The 19,785-nt window shown below is 41.8% G+C and carries 20 protein-coding genes; 12 read left to right on the forward strand and 8 right to left on the reverse strand.

All coding sequences use genetic code 11. The features are described 5' to 3' along the window. Positions 1 to 122: 122 nt before the first annotated feature. Positions 123 to 3,149 (reverse strand): AAA family ATPase, encoded by a 3,027-nt coding sequence (sbcC, locus tag HG267_RS14275; RefSeq protein WP_045872580.1) that lies wholly within the window; start codon positions 3,147 to 3,149, stop codon positions 123 to 125. A 1,355-nt stretch (positions 3,150 to 4,504) separates the two neighbouring features. Between sbcC and HG267_RS14280 the strand changes: the two genes are divergently transcribed. Together HG267_RS14280 and HG267_RS14285 are read left to right on the forward strand one after the other, a co-directional pair. Beyond that, complete coding sequence (locus HG267_RS14280) at positions 4,505 to 5,197, forward strand: hypothetical protein (RefSeq protein WP_045872581.1); 693 nt, start codon at positions 4,505 to 4,507, stop codon at positions 5,195 to 5,197. 365 nt (positions 5,198 to 5,562) lie between these two features. Further along, positions 5,563 to 6,804, forward strand: a complete 1,242-nt coding sequence (locus HG267_RS14285) for an S-layer homology domain-containing protein (protein WP_045872582.1) — start codon at positions 5,563 to 5,565, stop codon at positions 6,802 to 6,804. Positions 6,805 to 6,902: 98 nt separating this feature from the next. Here the strand turns inward: HG267_RS14285 and HG267_RS14290 are convergent, their stop codons facing one another. Beyond that, complete coding sequence (locus HG267_RS14290; RefSeq protein WP_045872583.1) at positions 6,903 to 8,234, reverse strand: GAF domain-containing sensor histidine kinase; 1,332 nt, start codon at positions 8,232 to 8,234, stop codon at positions 6,903 to 6,905. Between the two features lie 281 nt (positions 8,235 to 8,515). On the opposite strand from HG267_RS14290, the gene HG267_RS14295 reads away from it, so the two are divergent. After that, on the forward strand, positions 8,516 to 8,833 hold the full coding sequence (locus HG267_RS14295; protein WP_045872584.1) for a DUF3155 domain-containing protein: 318 nt from the start codon (positions 8,516 to 8,518) through the stop codon (positions 8,831 to 8,833). A gap of 419 nt (positions 8,834 to 9,252) precedes the next feature. Here the strand turns inward: HG267_RS14295 and HG267_RS14300 are convergent, their stop codons facing one another. Continuing rightward, positions 9,253 to 9,783, reverse strand: a complete 531-nt coding sequence (locus tag HG267_RS14300; RefSeq protein WP_045872585.1) for a cofactor assembly of complex C subunit B — start codon at positions 9,781 to 9,783, stop codon at positions 9,253 to 9,255. Between the two features lie 67 nt (positions 9,784 to 9,850). Further along, positions 9,851 to 10,198, reverse strand: a complete 348-nt coding sequence (locus HG267_RS14305) for a PadR family transcriptional regulator (protein WP_045872586.1) — start codon at positions 10,196 to 10,198, stop codon at positions 9,851 to 9,853. A 388-nt stretch (positions 10,199 to 10,586) separates the two neighbouring features. On the opposite strand from HG267_RS14305, the gene HG267_RS14310 reads away from it, so the two are divergent. Beyond that, the gene (locus HG267_RS14310; protein WP_155539476.1) at positions 10,587 to 10,790 is read left to right on the forward strand and encodes a hypothetical protein; all 204 of its coding nucleotides are present in this window, start codon (positions 10,587 to 10,589) and stop codon (positions 10,788 to 10,790) included. A 12-nt stretch (positions 10,791 to 10,802) separates the two neighbouring features. Beyond that, on the forward strand, positions 10,803 to 11,378 hold the full coding sequence (locus tag HG267_RS14315; protein ID WP_045872587.1) for a DUF3611 family protein: 576 nt from the start codon (positions 10,803 to 10,805) through the stop codon (positions 11,376 to 11,378). Here the strand turns inward: HG267_RS14315 and HG267_RS14320 are convergent. After that, positions 11,365 to 11,517, reverse strand: a complete 153-nt coding sequence (locus HG267_RS14320) for a hypothetical protein (RefSeq protein WP_155539478.1) — start codon at positions 11,515 to 11,517, stop codon at positions 11,365 to 11,367. The two genes, HG267_RS14315 and HG267_RS14320, sit on opposite strands and share 14 nt — an antisense overlap. A gap of 109 nt (positions 11,518 to 11,626) precedes the next feature. Between HG267_RS14320 and serS the strand changes: the two genes are divergently transcribed. The 4 genes from serS to rpsN all read left to right on the forward strand — a co-directional run bounded on the left by serS (position 11,627) and on the right by rpsN (position 15,377). Further along, positions 11,627 to 12,907: a serine--tRNA ligase gene (serS, locus tag HG267_RS14325; protein ID WP_045872726.1), complete on the forward strand. Its 1,281-nt coding sequence runs from the start codon at positions 11,627 to 11,629 to the stop codon at positions 12,905 to 12,907. A gap of 314 nt (positions 12,908 to 13,221) precedes the next feature. Further along, on the forward strand, positions 13,222 to 14,319 hold the full coding sequence (rseP, locus tag HG267_RS14330; RefSeq protein WP_045872588.1) for an RIP metalloprotease RseP: 1,098 nt from the start codon (positions 13,222 to 13,224) through the stop codon (positions 14,317 to 14,319). Next, a complete protein-coding gene (gene nth / locus HG267_RS14335; protein WP_045872589.1) occupies positions 14,295 to 14,984 on the forward strand; it encodes an endonuclease III in 690 nt (229 codons plus the stop codon). Before rseP ends, nth begins: the two co-directional genes overlap by 25 nt. A 90-nt stretch (positions 14,985 to 15,074) precedes the next feature. Continuing rightward, on the forward strand, positions 15,075 to 15,377 hold the full coding sequence (gene rpsN, locus HG267_RS14340) for a 30S ribosomal protein S14 (RefSeq protein WP_045872590.1): 303 nt from the start codon (positions 15,075 to 15,077) through the stop codon (positions 15,375 to 15,377). 81 nt (positions 15,378 to 15,458) lie between these two features. On the opposite strand, the gene HG267_RS14345 is transcribed toward rpsN, so the two are convergent. Further along, entirely contained in the window at positions 15,459 to 15,788 is a 330-nt protein-coding gene (locus HG267_RS14345) for a hypothetical protein (protein WP_045872727.1), read from the reverse strand. Positions 15,789 to 15,883: 95 nt separating this feature from the next. On the opposite strand from HG267_RS14345, the gene aat reads away from it, so the two are divergent. Next, the gene (gene aat, locus HG267_RS14350) at positions 15,884 to 16,459 is read left to right on the forward strand and encodes a leucyl/phenylalanyl-tRNA--protein transferase (protein ID WP_045872591.1); all 576 of its coding nucleotides are present in this window, start codon (positions 15,884 to 15,886) and stop codon (positions 16,457 to 16,459) included. Positions 16,460 to 16,594: 135 nt separating this feature from the next. Beyond that, positions 16,595 to 17,149: a GNAT family N-acetyltransferase gene (locus tag HG267_RS14355; protein WP_045872592.1), complete on the forward strand. Its 555-nt coding sequence runs from the start codon at positions 16,595 to 16,597 to the stop codon at positions 17,147 to 17,149. A gap of 16 nt (positions 17,150 to 17,165) precedes the next feature. On the opposite strand, the gene HG267_RS14360 is transcribed toward HG267_RS14355, so the two are convergent. Both HG267_RS14360 and HG267_RS14365 read right to left on the reverse strand, forming a co-directional pair. Beyond that, entirely contained in the window at positions 17,166 to 17,975 is an 810-nt protein-coding gene (locus tag HG267_RS14360) for a DUF3598 family protein (protein ID WP_045872593.1), read from the reverse strand. Between the two features lie 131 nt (positions 17,976 to 18,106). Further along, positions 18,107 to 19,009: a cell division protein FtsX gene (locus HG267_RS14365; protein WP_045872594.1), complete on the reverse strand. Its 903-nt coding sequence runs from the start codon at positions 19,007 to 19,009 to the stop codon at positions 18,107 to 18,109. Positions 19,010 to 19,209: 200 nt separating this feature from the next. Here HG267_RS14365 and def point away from each other — a divergent pair, with 200 nt between their 5' ends. Next, a complete protein-coding gene (def, locus tag HG267_RS14370) occupies positions 19,210 to 19,773 on the forward strand; it encodes a peptide deformylase (RefSeq protein WP_045872595.1) in 564 nt (187 codons plus the stop codon). Positions 19,774 to 19,785 lie beyond the last annotated feature (12 nt).

Raw genomic sequence — 19,785 nt, forward strand, 5'->3', positions numbered from 1 at the left:
GGGCATGGGGCATTGGTAATTGGTAATGGGTAATTGGTAATTGGTAATTGTTTTTTCTCCCTCATCCCCCTCATCTCCCTCATCTCCCTTATCCCCAGTCCCCAGTCCCCAGTCCCCAGTCCTCAAGTCAAAATCCGCACGTGCGAGCCTTCCTGATTTTTATCAACCTCAATCCGCGCTTGGAAAGCCTCCTTCAAGTGGGGCATATGGGTGACGGTGAGGATACAGGCGAAATCAGAGGCGATCGCATTGATGGCTGCAATTAGGCGATCGCATCCTTCGGCATCCTGTGTGCCAAATCCTTCATCGACAATCAACAATTGCAATGCTGCTCCTGCCCTCTGCGCTAGGAGTTTGGCTAGGGCGAGGCGAATGGCAAAGTTAATTCTAAAGGCTTCTCCACCAGAGTAGGTTTCGTAGGATCTTGTGCCTCTGGCATCAGCGATTAAAATATCTAAGGTGTCTATTAGCTTGACATTCTTCTTAGTTGATTTACCATTACGTCCAGCTTTTTGAGTAATAAATTGTACGTGCAGTTGATTGGCGCTGAGTCGGGAAAGTAGTTGATTTGTCTCGGCTTCTAACTGCGGCAAGACGTTTTCAATCATCAATGCTTGGATACCATTTTTACCAAAAGCTTGCGCTAATTCCTGATAGACGCGTTGTTGCTGTTTGGTGGATTGTAATTGCTGTTGCTGCTGTTCGTACTGAATTTGCAGCGATTCTAGCTGTACAGCCAACTGTTCCAAACGCCCTAATTTGGCAATTTGTTCGTCGAGTTGTCGTCTGCGAATCTGGAGTTGCTGTTCTAATGTTTGAATTTGCGCTGTTGGGTTAGCAGTTTCTGCTAATTGCTCGCTAATGCTGTCAATTTGACTGGCTAGGGTTTGCCGTTCTGTCAATCTCGCAGTTTTGGCTGCTGCTAATTCTTGCGATCGCGTCAGTAGTTGGGGATACTGTTGCTGGGCTGAGAGCATTTGTTGATAGCGCAAATGCCAAGCTTGATTTTGCTTCACAGCCATTCGCAATTGATTGTGCTGCTCAGGGCTGTAGCCTAGTTCTGTAATATAGCGATCGAGGGCGGCGATTTGTTGGGCGCACTCAGAATTTACTTGCTCTTGCTGGATTCTGGTTTGTAATTGGGCTATAGTTGCTTCTAATTCTGGCTTACGTGCTGCTAGTTGCGTTTGCCGCTTAGTTGCGTCTTTAATCTGCCCTTGTTTAATTTCTGCCCACCGCCAACGCTCGACTTCGCTACGGGCTAGGGCATGGTCTTGTTCATTGTAATTGAGTTTTTGCAGATATTGGTCTAGCTGCTGTAGTTCGGCTTGCTTGTCGGGGGCGTAATCACCTAATTGGAGCGATCGCTCTAAATGTTGTTTTTCTGCCGCAATTTGTTGTAACTGTTGCTGCACATCGCTGGTAGCTTCTAACTGAGCGGCTAACTGTCCCCGTTGTTCGCGCAAGGTATCATAACTGGCTAATTGCTGATGAATATCTCTGTATTCTTGCCGAAGGACTTGAATCTCTCTATCAGATACAGCCATTTGTTCGCGAACTACCCAAAACTGTCCCTGTGTATCTTTTAATTCCTCTTCAGTTTTAGATACCACTCGATCCCAGTGATGCTCATCAAGGGGACGTTCGCACAGGGGACACAGCGCATTTGGAGTCTGGAGCATTTGCAGTTTTTGCTCTAGTTCTCCTAAGAGTTTTTCATAATCTCTTTGGTGCGCTTGTAGCCGTTCAATAAAATGTCGTCTTTCTTGTCCTTTCTCCTGTACACGTTGCAAATAAACCCGCTTTTTCTCCAATTCCTCAATTTGAATAGCCACATCCATCACAGCCTGTTGCAGTTGTGGTTGGCGATGTTGTTGTCGTTGGAGTTGATTTTCTGTATTTGCTAGCTGTTCTAAGCGCGCCACCAAACCCGCATGGAATCTATCTATTTGGCTTTGTAAAGTGGCGCGTTGTTGTAACAAGGGAGACACTTGCATTTGCAACTGATCGAAATGCGCTACTCTTTGACGCGCGGCGGTGAGTTGCGCCAAACCAGCTTCTACCTCACCAGATTTGGTAAGGGTTTGCTGAATTTCCCGTTCTTGTTGCTGCAAAGCTTCTAATTGAGCTTGCGCTTGTTGCAGTTGGCGTTCAATTTCATTAATTTGTTTGGTAAGCTGCTGTTGCTTTTGTTGACGGTTTTGTTGCGCGCGGGTAAATTCCGCGAATTTGTTAGCAAACGCTTCTTCCTGGGATTGTAATGTTTGATATTGTTGATATCCAGCTTTTATTTCCGCTTCTTGGCTTAATATCTTTTCTAATTCCGCAATTTGGTTTTTAACAGCTAACTGCTCTTGTTGTAGGCGATCGCAATCTTGAGTCAGATTTTGGTATTGTTGTCTTACAAAATTTAGTTGTTCTACTTTTGTTTGGCGTTGGTGCTGTACAACCTGCAAACTTTGTAATTGAATCGTTTCAAAAGCTTGCACTTGTTGCAGTTGGTTAAGTTCTGCTTCTAACTCAACTTTTTGCGCTTGCGTTGTTTCACGCTGTTGTAACTGAATTTTAATTGACTCTAAAGAACGTTCCAATTCTTCCACCCGCGCTTTAAACTGACGGGATGATTCCTTAGCGCGTTCTTCCAAATCATCATACTGATTCAGCTTCAATAACTCCGCTAAAATTTCTTTGCGTTCCGTCGGGCGCTTCAGCATGAATTCATCCGCCCGCCCTTGACGTAAGTAAGCAGAATTAATAAAAGTATCGTAATCCAGCTTGATATGTTCTAGAATCAAATCTTGGGTTGCCCTCACTCCTTTGCCAGTCAGAGGACTAAAACCATTAGGCGTTTCGATTTGGAATTCTAAAACACTAGTTCCACTCCGCACGCGGGTGCGAATCACTCGATATTTTTGTTGGTTACTTTGGAAAGTGAAATCAACCCGAACTTCTTTAGAGCCTGTATGAATAACATCATCTTCAGCAGCGGCGCGGCTTTCACCCCAAATCGCCCAAGTGATTGCTTCCAGAAGGGAAGATTTACCCGCACCATTGGAACCACAAATACAAGCTGTATGTAAACCGCGAAAATCTAAAGTTGCATCACGGTAACTGAGAAAATTTTTGAGAATTAGTTGTATTGGGATCATTGAGGCTATTGGGCCACATTTACTTTTAATAATTAACAGTAAAGATGCACTTCTTGTTAGTTTAACTATCTATATATGTGTATTCTAGCCTTGAAGACTTCTATTTTACAAAATTTAACATCATAATCAGCAGTTTTTTGTTGTTGGCTAAAGGATTTTTGTAAAGCGCAAAGAAAAATTAAACTCCTTGCAAGATGCGCCTATATTTACCCCTGTTGGTTAAGAAGAAAGCTCGGTAAGCATATTTGCTAGTTGGGAAAGTAGAGGTTTTTGATTTTTGACTTGTTTGACAATCGAATAAACGGCCAAGTTAAGGCAAATATTCATCGTCTAGTTTGGCTAGGGAGAACTGGCTAAAGCATTTCACATTTACCCAGAAAAATCAAATAAACCTCTGCTTGCGTCGGCTATGCATGGGTAGTAGAAGAATCACAACTGCAAATTGAGTGAGCCGTAGCAGTATGGTGAGAGTTGACTAAAATATTTTCCCTTGACGACAAAAAAATTGTAATCTCCCAGATTGAGCAGCTAGTTTGTCACATTGTCAAGTCTAATAAAGGCTACTATCAGACAATTTTTTCTGCCAAGGTTTTCTCACAATAGTCGGAGCATGGAATTTTGTAATTAATCTTAAAAAATCCCAACCCAGACAAGTCACTATATATAGATGTGGAGTTAATAGTAGTTGGTGAAGGGGGAAAAGTGAAAGGGAAAAGGGAGTAAACCTTTAACTCTTCCCCTTATGCTTTTACCCTAAACTTAATTGCCAGTATAAAATGCAATGCATTACTGATGACTGGAGTATAGGAATTCAGATTTGATTTTTGAAAAAATCTCAATACCATGTAGCAAAACCAGTACGTTGCTACAGTTGTTTTAAGTTGCTACTAGAAAAAATTAACCGCCGATAAACGCAGATAAACGCGGATAAAATTAATCTTTATTGCAACATCTAAGGCTAGACACGCCACTACTACGTAAATTCCAAAAATCAAATATGAATCCTATAGAGATATGATGAGAATAAGACATCGCCAAATATCTTTATCAAATCCTGTATTTATATATTTCCTACGATTTGACTATTTTTGTCATCACCAGTTTTTTTTAGCAAATATCAACCCTCAGGAACAATCTGACCACGTTTGCCGTCAGATATCATATATGTATAGCGAACTAATTAATAGACGCGTATTAGCAGCCTATAACGGCTGAAGAGCGATCGCAAATACTGCGCGTCTTAGAACTACTTTACCTACGGCATATCCCTATAGACAGGTTTCAAAATATGCTGAAACAAATTCAGTAAATATGCGTCATTAAAAATCTCTCAGACTTAAACGGAAACCCCTAGTATGACACGCCTTTATCGTTGGAAAACTGGAACTGCTGCACTCATGGCAATGGCAATTACTACAGGTGCGATCGCGCCTTTATTTGCCTCTGCTCCTGCTAGTGCCCAATATAATATTAACCAATCCCGAACAGTTACTATTCCTGCTAATGTAACTTTTCCTGTTACATACGAAAAAGAAAAAGTAATTGTTAAGCCCGGCGAAAGAATGGATCTAACACTCAAAATCGCCAGTGATATTATCGATAATAACAGGAACGTATTAATTCCTCGTGGAACTGATGTTGTTGGTAGACTAGAACCTGTAAACCTCGGTAGCGTTTATTCTAGCGACAGAAATAATAACAATAACCAAGGTGTGAGATTTGTCGCTCAAGAATTAGTATTTGCTTCTGGTCGCCGTCAGCAAATTAGTGCTAGTTCTCGCACATATTCCCAAGTTGAAAAAATATCTAAAGGAACTGATACAGGCAGTATTTTAACAGATGCTGCTATTGGTGCTGGTGCTGCAACTTTAATTTCATTAGTTACAGGTAACCGCAAAATTGAAGTTTTAGAACCTCTTATTGGTGCGGCGGCTGGTGCTGGAGCAAGTGTACTGCTAAGGAAAAACCAAGCTGATGTTTTCGTCTTGCGTCCTGAACAGGATTTAGGTATCACATTGAACTCTAGATTGCTATTATCCCGCTACTAGACTCAACTAGCTTTCAGTATTGAATTTAATCATCCCTAATCTGCGATCGCCACTTTTTATATGTGTGCGATCGCTTAATTTTTAATAGCTCTTTTATCCGGCTAATTCTATTTCATCCGGATAATTTTATCTTGCCTTGAATATAAACAATCAAAACTCAATACTATACCTTAATGTTTGCTTAGGTTAACGCTTAAATCAAACTATTGGTATTGCAGTTTTTAACTTTATCTAGATGCTTTAATAACGAACTGTGACTTAAGTCACGGTTTTATAAAAAGGCAGAATACTTAGGAACATTAGCATCCATCAATTGTCTAGGTAAGTAACAGAAAAACAAATAAATTATATTGGACTAAAACTCTATGTTTGCTTTAAATCGTTGGCAATCCGGAACAGCTGCATTAATGGCTTTAAGTATTACAACTGCTACAGTAGCACCTTTAATTACAGCTGCTCCTTCTTTTGCACAAACTACTTTTTCTGATGTTAATTCTAATTATTGGGCAGCACAATTTATTCAACAATTATCACAAAGAGGAGTAATTGCTGGGTTTCCTGATGGTAGTTTCCGTCCAGAAGAACCAGTTACCCGCGCCCAATTTGCTGCTATGGTTAACAAAGCTTTCCAAAAATCTCCACAACGGCAAGCAATTAACTTTACAGATGTACCCAGCAACTATTGGGCAGCTAGTGCTATTCAGCAAGCTTATACCATCGGTTTCTTGTCAGGATATCCCGGTAACCGCTTTGAACCTAACCAAGCAATTCCTCGTCAGCAGGTTCTAGTTTCCCTCGCCAACGGTTTGGAATATAGTCCTAGTAGCAATATTGAAAGCACTCTGCAATATTTCAACGATGCTTCTAATATCGCTGACTACGCTCGGAGTCCGATCGCAGCTGCTACAGAAAAACAAATTGTCGTGAACTATCCCAATGTGAAGTTCCTCAATCCTACAACCACCGCCACAAGAGCGCAGGTAGCAGCGTTTATTTATCAAGCGTTGGTTAGTTCCAATCAAGCCTCTGCTGTTAACTCGCCTTACATTGTGGTGGCTCAATCTACCACACCCACACCTGTAGCAGTCACCATTCCTCAAGGAACTGCTATTCCTGTGAAGTACGATCAGGCGCAAAAAATTCTCGTTACCAAAACTGAGACTGCACCTTTAACCCTAACCGTAGCCCAAAACGTCATTACCCAAGATGGTGTTGTGGTCATTCCGGCTGGTAGTCAGGTAGTTGGTCAAATCAAACCAGCACAAGGCGGTTCTCAATTCGTCGCCCAAAAACTAGTATTGACCAATGGCCAAGAATATCAAGTTAGCGCCACCTCTGAGGTCATTACCAAGACAGAAACCGTCAACAAGGGGACTAGTACAGGAAGCATCATTAAAGATACCGTCCTAGGCGCTGGAGCTGCTGCTGCTGTATCTGCAGTCACAGGCGATCGCGCGATCGCTACAGAAGAAGTTCTCGGCGGCGCTGGTATCGGTGCTTTGATAGGCTTGTTCTTCGGTAAGAACAGTGTAGACCTCATCGCCATCGACCCCGACACCGACCTACAAATGACTATCAATCAGAACCTGTTGTTATCGCTCAAATAGTTATTGGTCATTGGTCATTGGTCATTAGTCATTGGTCATTGGTCGTTGGTGATTCACAAAGAACAAAAGACAAATGACAAAGGACAAAAAACAAATGACTAACCTTCAACTTCTGGTAACCAAATAATAAACGTCGTCCCCGGTGCTTTGGGTGAGACGATGGTGGAATTAATTGCAGGGCTAAAAACTTCGATTTTACCCTGCATTTGCTCGATCAACTGTTTAGCGATCGCTAATCCTAAACCTGTACCAGGGATATCTGTTTGCGCCTGTACTCCTCGGTAATGACGTTCGCCAATATGTGCTAAATCTTCTGATGGAATCCCTGGCCCGGTGTCACTAATGGCAATTCCTTGTAAATTATCTTGTTCTTGCCCTACTTGAATGAAAATCTTGCCTCCTGCTGGCGTGTATTTCAATGCATTATCAATGATGTTATTTAATACTTCTTGTAATGCTTTAGTGTTGGCACGGACTAAGGGCAAATTTCGGGGAATTTTAGTAATTAGCTGTAAATTTCTTTCTTGAGCAATTGCTTTAGCTGACACTAATAATGGCGCTAATAACTCTGCTAAAGCACAATCAGCTTCTTTTTCTCCTGTTCCTGGTAATAACAAGGGTGGCTTCGTTGATTCTTTTTGCAGAGTAGCTTCTACTACTTGAGTTTCTGGAAGTGGGAGAGGTGCTAAATCTGCTTCTGATAAATCAACGACCTGATCAAACTGTAGTAATAATTCTTGCAGGCGATCGCTTTCTCGGATGATGTTACCAGCTACATCGCGGTTCGGGTCGCCAGCACGCAAGCGTTTCATTAGCAGTTTGCCAAAGGTTCTAATTGCTGTTAAGGGGTTACGAAACTGGTGCAAGAGATTATCTAGCAAATCGCGCTGCTGTTCTTGCAAAATCTGTTGTTGTTGCAATTGCTGCTGTAACCAAGCTCGACGTTGATCTAAAATACAGGCGATCGCTAGACTTTGGGCTATGCTTTGAATCTGACTTTGCTCCTGTTCATTCCATGCCCTATCTTCTCTACCCGTCACGAGTAACCCCATCATCACACCCTCATGACTCAAGGGTAAAACAATTTGGTTTTCACTCAGTAGGTATTCCTCTGATGCTTCAGAATCCTGTGGCGAAGTTGATGATTCCCCATCATCCGGCAATGTTTGTCCCCGATATTGCGGTAAAGCTAAAACATTGCTGATTTTCATGTGCTTAGGTGTTTTCACCTCAGCAGTCTCCTCACCCTGCTTTAATATAGCCGTCTCTGGATATACCACTACAGGAATCAGTTTTGCCTCACCTGTAGGAGACCCCACCAATTCTTGTGTTAAGTAGACAACACTTAACGATGCTCCTAGCCCTTGGGTTAACAATGCTATTTGCTCTCGGCATAGAGCAACAAAATCAGAACTGGCAGACATTAACATTTTTCAGATTTTGCTCAAGATTATAGAATTTAAGGGTAAATTAAAGAAGAGGGGAATTTGTTCCTCGCTCATTTAATAAAGCTTAACTAAATCTTCTTACTAATGGTTTGGTTCAGGGAATTATATATTTCCCTAAATTTGATTTGTCTAGCTTTTCACACATTAATTGAGTTGTATCAAAGCCTTAAAAACGGTTGATTTTTTGAACTAGAACCTATATAATTACGACGGATTTTGTAGCTATCACTACAATCTATAGCTTGAAAGAGGAGGAAAATAGGTTGGCAAGGAGACGGAAGCGGAAAAGTCGTCGTCGCCAAGAAGGGCGGCGAATCCTAGAACATGTGCCTCAATATAGCATCGAGAGTGGCGAAGAAAAGCCTGTGACAGCAGCAAGAAAATTTATTCAAGCTGAAGGTATCGCGCCACCTGCATTGCTACTAGTAAAACGTAATGAACACACTACAGACCGTTATTTCTGGGCAGAAAAAGGTCTGTTTGGTGCTCAATACGTAGAAGAGAACCATTTCTTGTTTCCCAGCCTTAGGACTTTAGAATCTCCTACTGGTCAGGAAGCATTGGCTTTAGCTGGTCGCTAAACTATCAGTGGTTATCTTACGCATTTTATGCGACTTCTGACAATCATTTAACTGGCAAAATTGCTCTGGTTATGCAAAAATTCCAATTTCTTTTAAGTTTGTAGCTAATTTGCCAGGAGAGATTTTCAAACCATACTTGTTTGCATAGGTTGGTTGATAATCGCATGATATAGAAAGAAGCCAGCATAGTGCAAAAAGTATCTACAAGCGGGAGCGAAATTGTGCGTTCATTCGGTAGATTGCTCAGGACGCTCTTTCAAAAGGTATAGAATATTCCCTACGATCCTACCTCGTAGGGAATATTCATAACTTCTAGCTTGTATATTCAACTGTTAAAACTCTTTTTCCGGAAAAGATTGGATATGATGCAGCATCCCATAATTGTGAGATGTGCAAAAAATTCCAAAAAAAATCAAAATTTATTTAAATGGTTTTAACTGTAAAGCCTTCTGCAACTCTGTGAGTTCGTCACGATGGCCAGTCACAGTAATTGTACTTGAGGAGTGTTGCTGATTCGGGATAGTTTCCAGTTTGAGCGACACCTTCTCAAGTCTTCCAGCTTTTTGCCAATAAAAAATACCACTCAAAGGGGACAGCAGAATTAACCCCAAAAACAGAGTCCCAAAACTTGGAAAAAGTATTGCCAAAACCAGTGACAAGCAAAGCAAGCCAATAGCTGCTAACAGCGTCAAAAACACCGCTAAAAACCAGCTTGGTTGCACAAACCCTTCAAAAGTCACTTGGTTTTGTTCTCGGTCTAGCGCTGCCACTCGATAAGACCGAGAGCGAAAATACTCTTGTAATTGAGGCATCAAACTAGCTTCATCTTGTTCAGATATCAGTTGCGCTGTCTGCGTGCGTTCTTTCGTGGAAGCACGAATAAAGAAAAACAGCCCAACCGATAACAATAAGGTCAGTAGGAACGTTGATGGCAGAATAGCAGTATCCATAACTAAAAAAAAGTACTATTTGATTGGAGGAGACTTATTCATTTCATTCTCAATATTTAATTATTCGTTAATTTGTTCTCGGATTGATGTACTCTAGCCAAAGCTGGGCTAATTCTTGTGATTGAACTTGCCATTCTGGAGAAACTTGATACATCCGCCTTGGGCGGCCCCGCCCTTCAAGCTTCTTCCAATACCCAGTTATTGCCCTTTGGTCTTCGAGAAATTTAATTGCACTGTACAGTACGGTATCCGAAAGCCGATAGGTAGGATATTCAGTCTCCAAGCGCTGGATCAACTCGGTTCCGTATGATTCACCTTGTAGTAAAACGTACAGAATGTAACAAACTGCTAGTTCCTGACAGAGGTAAGTTGGCGGAGGATTTTCAAAGAAATGATATATATCCTCAAGTTTCATGGTTAGTGGATGGCTAAAAAATGCCTTAAGGTGAGATCTACAATGCTTGTAGTCAGTATATACTGATACTCCGGCACTTGTACCAGTATCTAAAGCTACTTAGGCAAAATTTTCAAAGCGTAAACATTAAACGGTAACCCACGTTCTTGACAGTTGTGGGACGAGTGTGTGAGTTCAGGAACGCAGGATTTTACGTTCCTACCCAAGCTCAAGACGGTGTGGTGAGGAGCAATTTAAGATATTGGCAAAGCCAACATCTTTGTGTCAAGTGATGCCGAGCTGGTTAGAACTGCTGTAGCAATAAGATGCCATCGAAGAAATTTTACAGGTAAAATGCAGTTTTGTCTGTAAAAAGTTAATAAACACTTTTTTTACAATAAATTTACCAGTGCAGACCTTAGAATATGGGGTTGGGGACTGGGGACTGGGGACTGGGGACTGGAGACAAGGGGAAAAGGGGACAAGGGGAGAAATTCCCATTACCAATTACCAATTACCAATGCCCCATGCCCCATGTCCCATGCCCCATGCCCCATGCCCCATGCCCCATGCCCCATGCCCCATGCCCAATTTTTATGCAGCGCCTAGATAATTCGTTACCAGTATGTCACAAAATCCTGACGCAACATCGTCTTCTAATATTCGGGCAATTGGCCAAAAGTTCCGGCTGACAGGTTGGATTAGTTTTTGGATACAGTTAGTACTAGGTGTAGTTTCTGGTGTAATTCTGTTACTATTTGCCATTTCTAGCCAAAGGCCTGGTAGCTCAGGTAATAATGCCGGAGCAGGATTTGGTATCTTTTTGGCTATTTGTGGGTTAGTCTCCTTGGGTGTAGGCATTTATTTAGCTTTCCGTTATACCAGACTAGGCGCTCAACTACTATCGGCTAATGCCAATAATCGACCGCGTAAAAGCGAAACTATACAAGTTTTGCGCTTAGGGGTAATGGTGAGTTTAGTAGGAATATTATTAACTCTGTTGGGCGCACAGGCGATTGTGGGGACTTTAGCAGCCAGGGCAATTACCCAAACTCAATTTTTATTTTCTCCTCAAGGCAACCAACCATTTATCAGTGGCTTGGATATGTTTGTTGTCCAAGCTAATACAAACACAGTCATGGCTCACTTTGGCGGACTGGTAGCCTCACTTTGGCTGCTGAATCGGATTAATAAACCTTAAATAGGGCATGGGGCATGGCGGATTGGTAATTGGTAATTGGTAATGGGGAGTAGACATTTGTTATTTCCTCCTCATCTCCCTCATCCCCAATCCCCAATCCCCAGTCCCCAGTCCCCAGTCCCCAGTCCCTAATCCCCAATCCCCAATTTAATTAAATTTTGTATTGCAAATCCTGTTATGTCGCACCAAAATCAGGATATGCTGATGTGTTGGCAGAAGATACTAGGCAAAAAATAAAAGAAAAATCTGTGCTGGATATTAAGCAAATAAGGGAAAATCCCCAACTAGTTGAAGAACGATTGAATAGTCGTAGTGGTAAATACGATATTCAAGCAATATTGCAGTTAGATCAAAAACAACGGGAACTGGAAGTTACGCGTAATCAACTCCAAGCCCGTAGCAACGAAGTTGGTAAAATAGTTGGGCAAAAGATTAAATCTGGAACCAATCCTCAGTCTCCAGAAATTCAATCTTTGCGGGATGAGGGGAACGCTATCAAAACTCAACTGAGCGAACTTGAACCGCAAGAAAAAGCCCTAAAAGCTGAAATTGAGCAACTAGTACTTGCACTCCCTAATTTGCCTAGCGACTCCACACCCATTGGCAAAAGTGAAGAAGAGAATGTAGAAGTCCGGCGTTGGGGTGATGAGTATATTCCGCAAAATGAGAATATTTTGCCTCACTGGGAAATTGGCGAAAAGCTCGGTATTCTGAATGTGGCGCGGGCTGTTAAAGTTGCCCAAAGTCGCTTTGTAAACTTAATAGGTGCTGGTGCAGCGCTGGAAAGGGCATTAATTCAATTTATGCTAGCGCGTCAGACTGAGGCTGGTTATGTAGAAGTCAGTCCGCCGATTTTGGTAAATAGTGAATCTCTGACAGCTACTGGTCAGTTACCTAAGTTTGCGGAAGAAAGCTTTAAATGTGCCGATGATGACTTGTGGTTAATTCCGACAGCAGAAGTCCCAGTTACTAACCTCTACCGGGGAGAAATTCTCACGGCGGAAGAATTGCCTATCTATCATTGCGCTTACACTCCCTGTTTTCGTCGGGAAGCTGGGAGTTATGGGCGAGATATGCGGGGATTAATTCGCCTGCATCAATTCAATAAAGTGGAATTGGTAAAATTTGTTCATCCCAGTACTTCTTTTGACGAACTAGAAAAACTGGTGGGAAATGCAGAAGCTATTTTACAGGCTTTGAAATTACCTTACCGAGTAATTAATTTATGCACTGGGGATTTGGGATTCTCTTCTACTAAAACCTACGATTTAGAGGTTTGGTTACCTTCTTCGGGCAAATATCGGGAGATTTCTAGCTGTTCCAATTTTGTTGACTTCCAAGCAAGACGGGCTGATATCCGCTTTAAAGAAGCAGGGAAGAAAGGTACTCAGTACTTGCATACCTTAAATGGTTCAGGCTTGGCTGTAGGAAGAACAATGGCAGCAATTTTGGAGAATTATCAACAAGCAGATGGGACGGTACGCATACCAGAAGTGCTGCAACCTTATTTAGGGCGTGAGTTGTTGTAGTTATTTGTCATTTGTCATTTGTCATTTGTCGTTAGTCATTAGTACACCAAGTTTAGGCGGTGCATTGCGGCAGATAATTTGAGAAATGGCTGAAAATTCGACATTTTTTCTAAATAATACGCCCTAGCGAGTTTTAATTCCTCCGCAGAGTAGGATAATTTCTGTGGAGGAAATTTCTAATGGCTTATAACCAATGACTAATAGCTGGTGTCGCCAGACGGAAAATGTTCAATTCAGACGATTTACTGCCAATGCTAACCAGTGACACATTTTAGAATGGAGATAGGTATATAGCTTAATATCTTGTTTGATCTATGTCAGTTTTAGCAGCGATCGCAGTTTTGGCTGTTTTGATCTTGGTACACGAACTAGGACATTTCATTGCAGCACGTTCTCAGGGCATTCATGTTAATCGGTTTTCGTTAGGTTTTGGCCCGGTTCTTTGGAAATACCAAGGTTCAGAAACCGAATATGCTATCCGCGCTTTTCCTTTAGGTGGCTTTGTCGGCTTTCCCGATGACGATCCAGATAGCGATATTCCCCCCAATGACCCAAATCTGCTGCGTAACCGTCCTATCTTTGATCGGGCGATCGTGATTAGTGCAGGTGTCATCGCCAATTTAATATTTGCCTATTTACTTTTAGTAGGACAGGTGAGTGTTGTTGGTGTGGGACAAGCTAGCCAACCTGGTGTATTAATTCAACAGCTAGCACCAGAAGTTAGTTCTGTAGCAGCGAACGCGGGAATTAAACCAGGAGATGTGATCGTAGCGGCTAATCAAAGGCAATTTGGTACTTCTTTACAAGAAATAGACGCTTTTAGAGAATTAATTAAAACTAGTGCAGGTAAGCCAGTGCAATTAGAAATTGCCCGTGGCGATGAAAAGGTGACTGTCAATGTCACTCCAGATGCTAAACCTAGCGGCGGGACAATTGGCATTGGGCTTTCTCCCAATGGTAAGGTTGAGCGTCGTCGTGTTGCGAATCCCATCGAAGCGTTGAGTGTTGGTGCTACTGAATTTCAACGCATTGTGGTGATGACATTCAAAGGTTTTGGACAACTAATTACTAACTTTGGGGAAACTGCTGGACAAGTAGCCGGGCCAATTAAAATTGTGGAAATTGGCGCTAATATTGCCCAAAATGATACCGGTAGTTTGTTCTTTTTTGCGGCATTGATCAGTATTAACTTAGCAATTATCAACATTTTGCCTCTACCTGCTTTAGATGGCGGACAGTTGGCGTTTCTGTTGATTGAAGGTGTGCGCGGTAAACCCTTACCTAGCCGCATTCAAGAAAGTGTTATGCAAACTGGTTTGGTGCTACTGTTAGGACTAGGTATTTTTCTCATCGTCAAAGAAACTACCCAATTAACAATCCAGTTGGAGTGGGTACAAAAACTGTTCCAGTGACCATTACCCGTAAAGCCTTATCTAAGAAGCAACGGGCGCTAGAAATTTTAAATCGCCTGAAGTATCTTTACCCAGATGCAACTTGCTCTTTGAACTACTCAACACCTGTACAACTTTTAGTAGCAACCATTCTCTCCGCACAGTGTACAGATGAGCGGGTAAATAAAGTCACACCAGCTTTATTTGCTCGCTTTCCCGATGCTGCGAGTTTAGCTAATACTGACTTAGCAGAGTTAGAAGATTTGGTACGTTCTACAGGGTTTTATCGCAATAAAGCTAAGAATATTCAAGCTGCCTGTAGAATGATTGTCTCTGAGTTTAACTCTGTAGTTCCTAACCAAATGGAACAGCTGTTAAAGCTTCCTGGTGTAGCGCGGAAAACGGCTAATGTAGTTTTGGCTCATGCTTATGGTATTAATGCCGGGGTAACGGTCGATACTCACGTGAAGCGACTGAGTAATCATCTGGGTTTGACAAAACATACAGATCCAGTCCGTATTGAGCAAGATTTAATGAAATTATTGCCTCAACCAGATTGGGAGAATTGGTCAATTCGGCTAATTTATCACGGACGCGCTATCTGTAAAGCCCGTTCCCCTGTGTGTATAGCTTGTGAATTAGCAGATTTATGCCCAGACGCAAATAAGCCAGCGGCCTTAGGTTAAGCTATAATAGCAGCCCTATTGCTAGAAAGGCTAAATGCCTGTGCTAACTGTAGAATGGGAAATGCTGTCTTTAAATAAATTCGAGAAAGTATGGCAAAGAAGAGCATGATTGAGCGCGAGAAAAAGCGCGCTAAGTTAGTAGAAAAGTATGGTGAAAAGCGTGAAGCGTTGTTAAGCGACTTTCAAAACGCTGAATCTCCGCTAGAAAAGTTAGAAATTCACCGAAAAATTCAACAATTACCCCGCAACAGCGCACCTAGCCGTCGTCGCAATCGTTGCTGGGTAACAGGTCGTCCCAGAGGTGTTTATCGTGACTTCGGTCTGTCTCGGAACGTCCTGAGGGAATGGGCGCACGAAGGACTTTTACCTGGCGTGGTTAAGTCTAGCTGGTAGTCAAAAGTCAAGAGTCAAGAGTCAAGAGTCAAAAGTCAAGAGATAAACTTTTGACTGTGGACTTTTGACCGTGGACTTTATTTATTGACCACAACACCGATCGATTCCCAAACTTTCTAAGAGTAGATCGCTGACAGCGTTAGCGATCGCAAACTCTCCATAAAAGCTTTTAGAAAAATCAAACGCTTGCATCTCTGTGACAATGGCAATTACCAGAGAACCGAGGTCGTTTTCTCCTTCCATGCGTTGGCGCATAAAAATCTGAGCGGCGCGTTGAGCAATCTTTTGATTGACAATTTCTGGCAGAAATTCTGCATCCAGCCACCGCAGCAGGCGTTGTTGTAACCATTCGCCTTCTAGCTGGGGATTTTCTGATGGTGGTAGGGTGATAGGTGGAATTGGTTCTGTCATTTTTTTAAACGCAGAGGGACGCAAAGGAACGCAAAGGATGACTGTTAACATCGAATAGCGTTCGGAATATGAGTTTTTGAATTGTGATCTTCACTATGGAATATGATATCGCTGCTATTATTCAGGGTTATGCTCAAGGCTATTTTCTCATGGCTGACGATAGCCAGGGCTTGGGCTGGTATGGTAGTCGCGATCGCACATTAATTCCCTTAGATGAAAGATTTCGCTATCCTAAATCTTTACGGCGTGTTTTGAATCAAGAACGGTTTACAGTGGCAATTAACCGTGATTTTAAAGCGGTGGTAGCTGGTTGCGCTAACCGTGAGACAACTTGGATTTCGCCGGAGTTAGAAAAGATTTATTGGTTACTGTATCAGAATGGTTACGCTTTTAGTTTTGAAACTTGGCAAGGTGACGAACTTGCAGGGGGAATTTTAGGAATTGCGATCGCAGGTGCTTTTATTGGCGAATCCATGTTTTATCGCATTCCCGAAGGCTCAAAGGTAGCTATGGTGAAATTGGTAGAGAGATTACGCCAGAAGCAATTTGTGCTATTTGACGCACAAATGATGAATCCTCATTTAGAAAGATTTGGCGCTTATCGCATTAATGATGAACAATATCAAGCTTTACTACACAAAGCGTTGCAATCTCCGTGTTATTTGATATAAGTTCTGTTTTTGGGTGTAATATAGTGTATTTTGTCAATGGTAAACGCCCAAATTAAGAATTGCGAATAATTTTGGATTTTCTAGATGCGATCGCCTTTTACTTGCACTTGAATAATCAGGCTGGAGTCATTGGCTATGGAAATTATCACTAAAAGATTTCTGCTGCGAGACTTTATTACAGAAGATGAGCCTGCATTTTTCGTCTATCATACCGATCCAAGGTATGCTGAATTTTGTTCGCCGGAAGAAGTAGCACCCAATTACACACGTGAGCTTTTGTACCTGTTTCGTCAGTGGGCAAATGAACATCCGCGTATCAATTATCAGCTTGCCATTGTTGAACGTTTTAAATCTCAAGAATTAATCGGTTGTTGTGGACTGCGCCGAGAAAATTACAGTTCTGAACAGGCGGAATTAGGGATAGAATTAGCACCTAAATTCTGGGGGCGTTACGCATACGCAATTGAAGTGGCGAAAGCGATGATTGATTTTGGATTCCAGAATCTAGGTTTAAAAGAGATTCGAGGTATTACTGTCAGTGCAAATTTGCGGATTACGCGTTTAGCACTCCGATATGGATTTGTAATAATCGGCACAATTACTAGCCCAGATTGGATGCGTGAACGCGGCTGGAGTCAAACTGAATGGTTGTTGACAAGAGAATCTTGGGAAAGTGGAGCAGAATTTTAATTTAAATCTTCCGTTTTTAGGCTCTTTCTTCAGTAATTAAGGTGAGGCTCACCCATTCGCCTTTATCGCTGTAGCTGCGAATCAAGCGTTGGCGGAGATTTGGCTTAATTAACCAACCCACTTCTAGAATAAAACTTTGGCGTGAATTTATCTTGAGTGGCGAAGTTGCAGAAGCACCGTGAGGTAGGAGTAATACTTGCATCTGCTTTTGTGGATCTTGATCAAAGTGGATAATTGAGCCTTGAATCGTAGCGCTGGAAGTAATTGTATATTGTCCAAAAGAAAGAGTTTGGATTAACTTTCCAGCATCATCAAGTTGTAATTTTAGAGTTGTAGAGACAGTATTAGCAGGGCGAAAATCTGTATATATTGTTGTTGCTTCACCGCGCCATTCTCCTAACAAGTCCTCGATTTGTAGATTCTGGCTTGCTATAGGTTCAGTACCAGCTAAATGTTCTGGTATCAATGTGAGTTTATTTAGTTGGCTATTTTTATCAAATAATTGAACTAGCCGCAATCGACGATTTTCATAAATCAAACCCAATTCTGCACCAAATTCACTAAAAGGCCCAAATTGAATTGAACCTTGGGAAAATGCTCCATTTTCAAACAATAAAATACTTTTAGACAAAGAACTATATTCGAGAACTAAATCTTCTTGTCCTTGAAGGCTCACAATTTGGCGAATTGTCTGGTTATTATTTAACCCTTCTAGTGAAACAACACTTTTTATATCTTGCAGCAGTTCACCTTGGGCAGAGAAACTGGTAAATGAACCATGCCATTCACCAAGGTTTAGCAGTAATCTTTCCCATTTAGATGTCATAAGAATTTGGGGAGTGGGGATTGGGGATTGGAGACTGGGGACTGGGGAGATGAGGAGGATGAGGAGGATGAGGGAGAATTACTCATTACCAATTACCCATTACCTAATGACAAATGACAAATGACAAATGCCTAACCTCTAGCAAAACGCCGTACAGCAAATAAACTACCTATTAATCCTACAGCTGCACCAAAACTTACAAGAATTAGGGGTAATAATAAGATTTGCACTGGAGTAAGTTGCAAGCCGTTGCTAATAAATTGAATAAATTCAGGTTGGTTAGCTAGCAGGTTGCTAATTAATTGTTGAATAACAGTAATCAAACTCCAAGCGATCGCACCTCCAAATACGCCAAAGGCTATACCCTGTAAAATAAACGGCAGGTAAATCCAAGCTGTAGTTGCACCGACTAACTGCATGATTTCAATTTCTTGTCGGCGCGCCATGACAATCAGGCAAATGGTAATGCTGGTGACTGCGATCGCAGTTAAGGTGAGGATGATGGTAATGGTTACGGTAATCCAGTTTAAACCTTGATGTAACTGGGCGATACGTTTAAGGACTTCATCGACATACTGCACTGTACTTACTCCTGGTAATTTAGCTAACTTAGTTGCTAAATTCGGCACAACTTCGGAGTTACGTGCTTTGACTTTAATTTCATCAACTAGGGGATTTTCTGCTAGCTGCTGGTTTGCGCCTTCAATATCAGAAATTCTTAGTTCTTTAACTAACTTAGTCCAAGCTTCTTCTTTAGTAATTACTTGTGTCCCCACCACTTCTGGTATATGTTTCACCAGTGGTTCTAGGTTGACGGCTGATATCCCCGAATCTAGATAAACTGAAACCTCCATTTGACTACCAAACTGGTAAAGTAATTTTTCTACTTGCCAGGAAGTTTGCAGACTCATGCCAAATAAAAATAGTAATACTGTTACAGTACTGACTGCTGCCCAATTCATCCAACCTCCACGCAGCCAGCCGAGGAAGGTTTCTTTGAGGAGGTAGTCGAGTTTAGTTAAAAATTTCCACACACATCATTACCCCAATAACTGAATTTAGCGCCCTGACAAAAATACTGAAGTCATGGCACGAGATAACATCACATTTATACTCGACTGTGCAAAATTTGTGTGTTCTGTAATCTTGAAATCAGAGTCAGCAAGACTTCAGCCATTAACAGATTGATAGAATTAAACTAGAGAGAATTTTCACAATCAAGCCATAAGGAATCATGCCCTCCGAAATTGCTGTAGAGAAAAAAAAGTTAAAAAATCCGCCCTTGCAACTTCACTATTTAGGCGATCGCGTTCTTCGTCAACCAGCAAAGCGCATTGCCAAAGTAGATGATGAACTGCGCCAACTCATCCGGGATATGCTGCAAACTATGTACAGCAAAGATGGCATTGGTTTGGCTGCACCCCAAGTTGGTATTCATAAACAACTAATTGTCATCGATTTAGAGCCAGATAATCCTGCTAATCCGCCATTAGTATTGATTAACCCCACCATTAAACAAGTAAGCAAAGAAATCTGCGTTGCTCAAGAAGGCTGTTTGAGCATTCCTAACGTGTATATGGATGTCAAGCGTCCAGAAGTGGTGGAAATTGCTTATAAAGATGAAAATGGTCGTCCTAAGACATTAAAAGCTACTGACTTACTCGCACGCTGCATTCAGCACGAAATGGATCACCTCAATGGCGTGGTGTTCGTAGATCGTGTAGATAATTCCTTGACTTTGGCCCAGGAACTATCTAAAAATGGCTTCTCGTATCAGGCGGTGAAACCAGTAGCATAGGGTGGTTTAGTA

The sequence above is a fragment of the Tolypothrix sp. PCC 7601 genome, assembly GCF_025677855.1.
Lineage (GTDB): Bacteria > Cyanobacteriota > Cyanobacteriia > Cyanobacteriales > Nostocaceae > Aulosira > Aulosira diplosiphon.

Bases quoted from the DNA above. Each gene is read 5' to 3' on its own strand.
- sbcC (WP_045872580.1), bottom strand. From the start codon at position 3,149: ATGATCCCAATACAACTAATTCTCAAAAATTTTCTCAGTTACCGTGAT.
- HG267_RS14280 (WP_045872581.1), top strand. From the start codon at position 4,505: ATGACACGCCTTTATCGTTGGAAAACTGGAACTGCTGCACTCATGGCA.
- HG267_RS14285 (WP_045872582.1), top strand. From the start codon at position 5,563: ATGTTTGCTTTAAATCGTTGGCAATCCGGAACAGCTGCATTAATGGCT.
- HG267_RS14290 (WP_045872583.1), bottom strand. From the start codon at position 8,234: ATGTTAATGTCTGCCAGTTCTGATTTTGTTGCTCTATGCCGAGAGCAA.
- HG267_RS14300 (WP_045872585.1), bottom strand. From the start codon at position 9,783: ATGGATACTGCTATTCTGCCATCAACGTTCCTACTGACCTTATTGTTA.
- HG267_RS14305 (WP_045872586.1), bottom strand. From the start codon at position 10,198: ATGAAACTTGAGGATATATATCATTTCTTTGAAAATCCTCCGCCAACT.
- HG267_RS14315 (WP_045872587.1), top strand. From the start codon at position 10,803: ATGTCACAAAATCCTGACGCAACATCGTCTTCTAATATTCGGGCAATT.
- rseP (WP_045872588.1), top strand. From the start codon at position 13,222: ATGTCAGTTTTAGCAGCGATCGCAGTTTTGGCTGTTTTGATCTTGGTA.
- rpsN (WP_045872590.1), top strand. From the start codon at position 15,075: ATGGCAAAGAAGAGCATGATTGAGCGCGAGAAAAAGCGCGCTAAGTTA.
- HG267_RS14345 (WP_045872727.1), bottom strand. From the start codon at position 15,788: ATGACAGAACCAATTCCACCTATCACCCTACCACCATCAGAAAATCCC.
- aat (WP_045872591.1), top strand. From the start codon at position 15,884: ATGGAATATGATATCGCTGCTATTATTCAGGGTTATGCTCAAGGCTAT.
- HG267_RS14355 (WP_045872592.1), top strand. From the start codon at position 16,595: ATGGAAATTATCACTAAAAGATTTCTGCTGCGAGACTTTATTACAGAA.
- HG267_RS14360 (WP_045872593.1), bottom strand. From the start codon at position 17,975: ATGACATCTAAATGGGAAAGATTACTGCTAAACCTTGGTGAATGGCAT.
- def (WP_045872595.1), top strand. From the start codon at position 19,210: ATGCCCTCCGAAATTGCTGTAGAGAAAAAAAAGTTAAAAAATCCGCCC.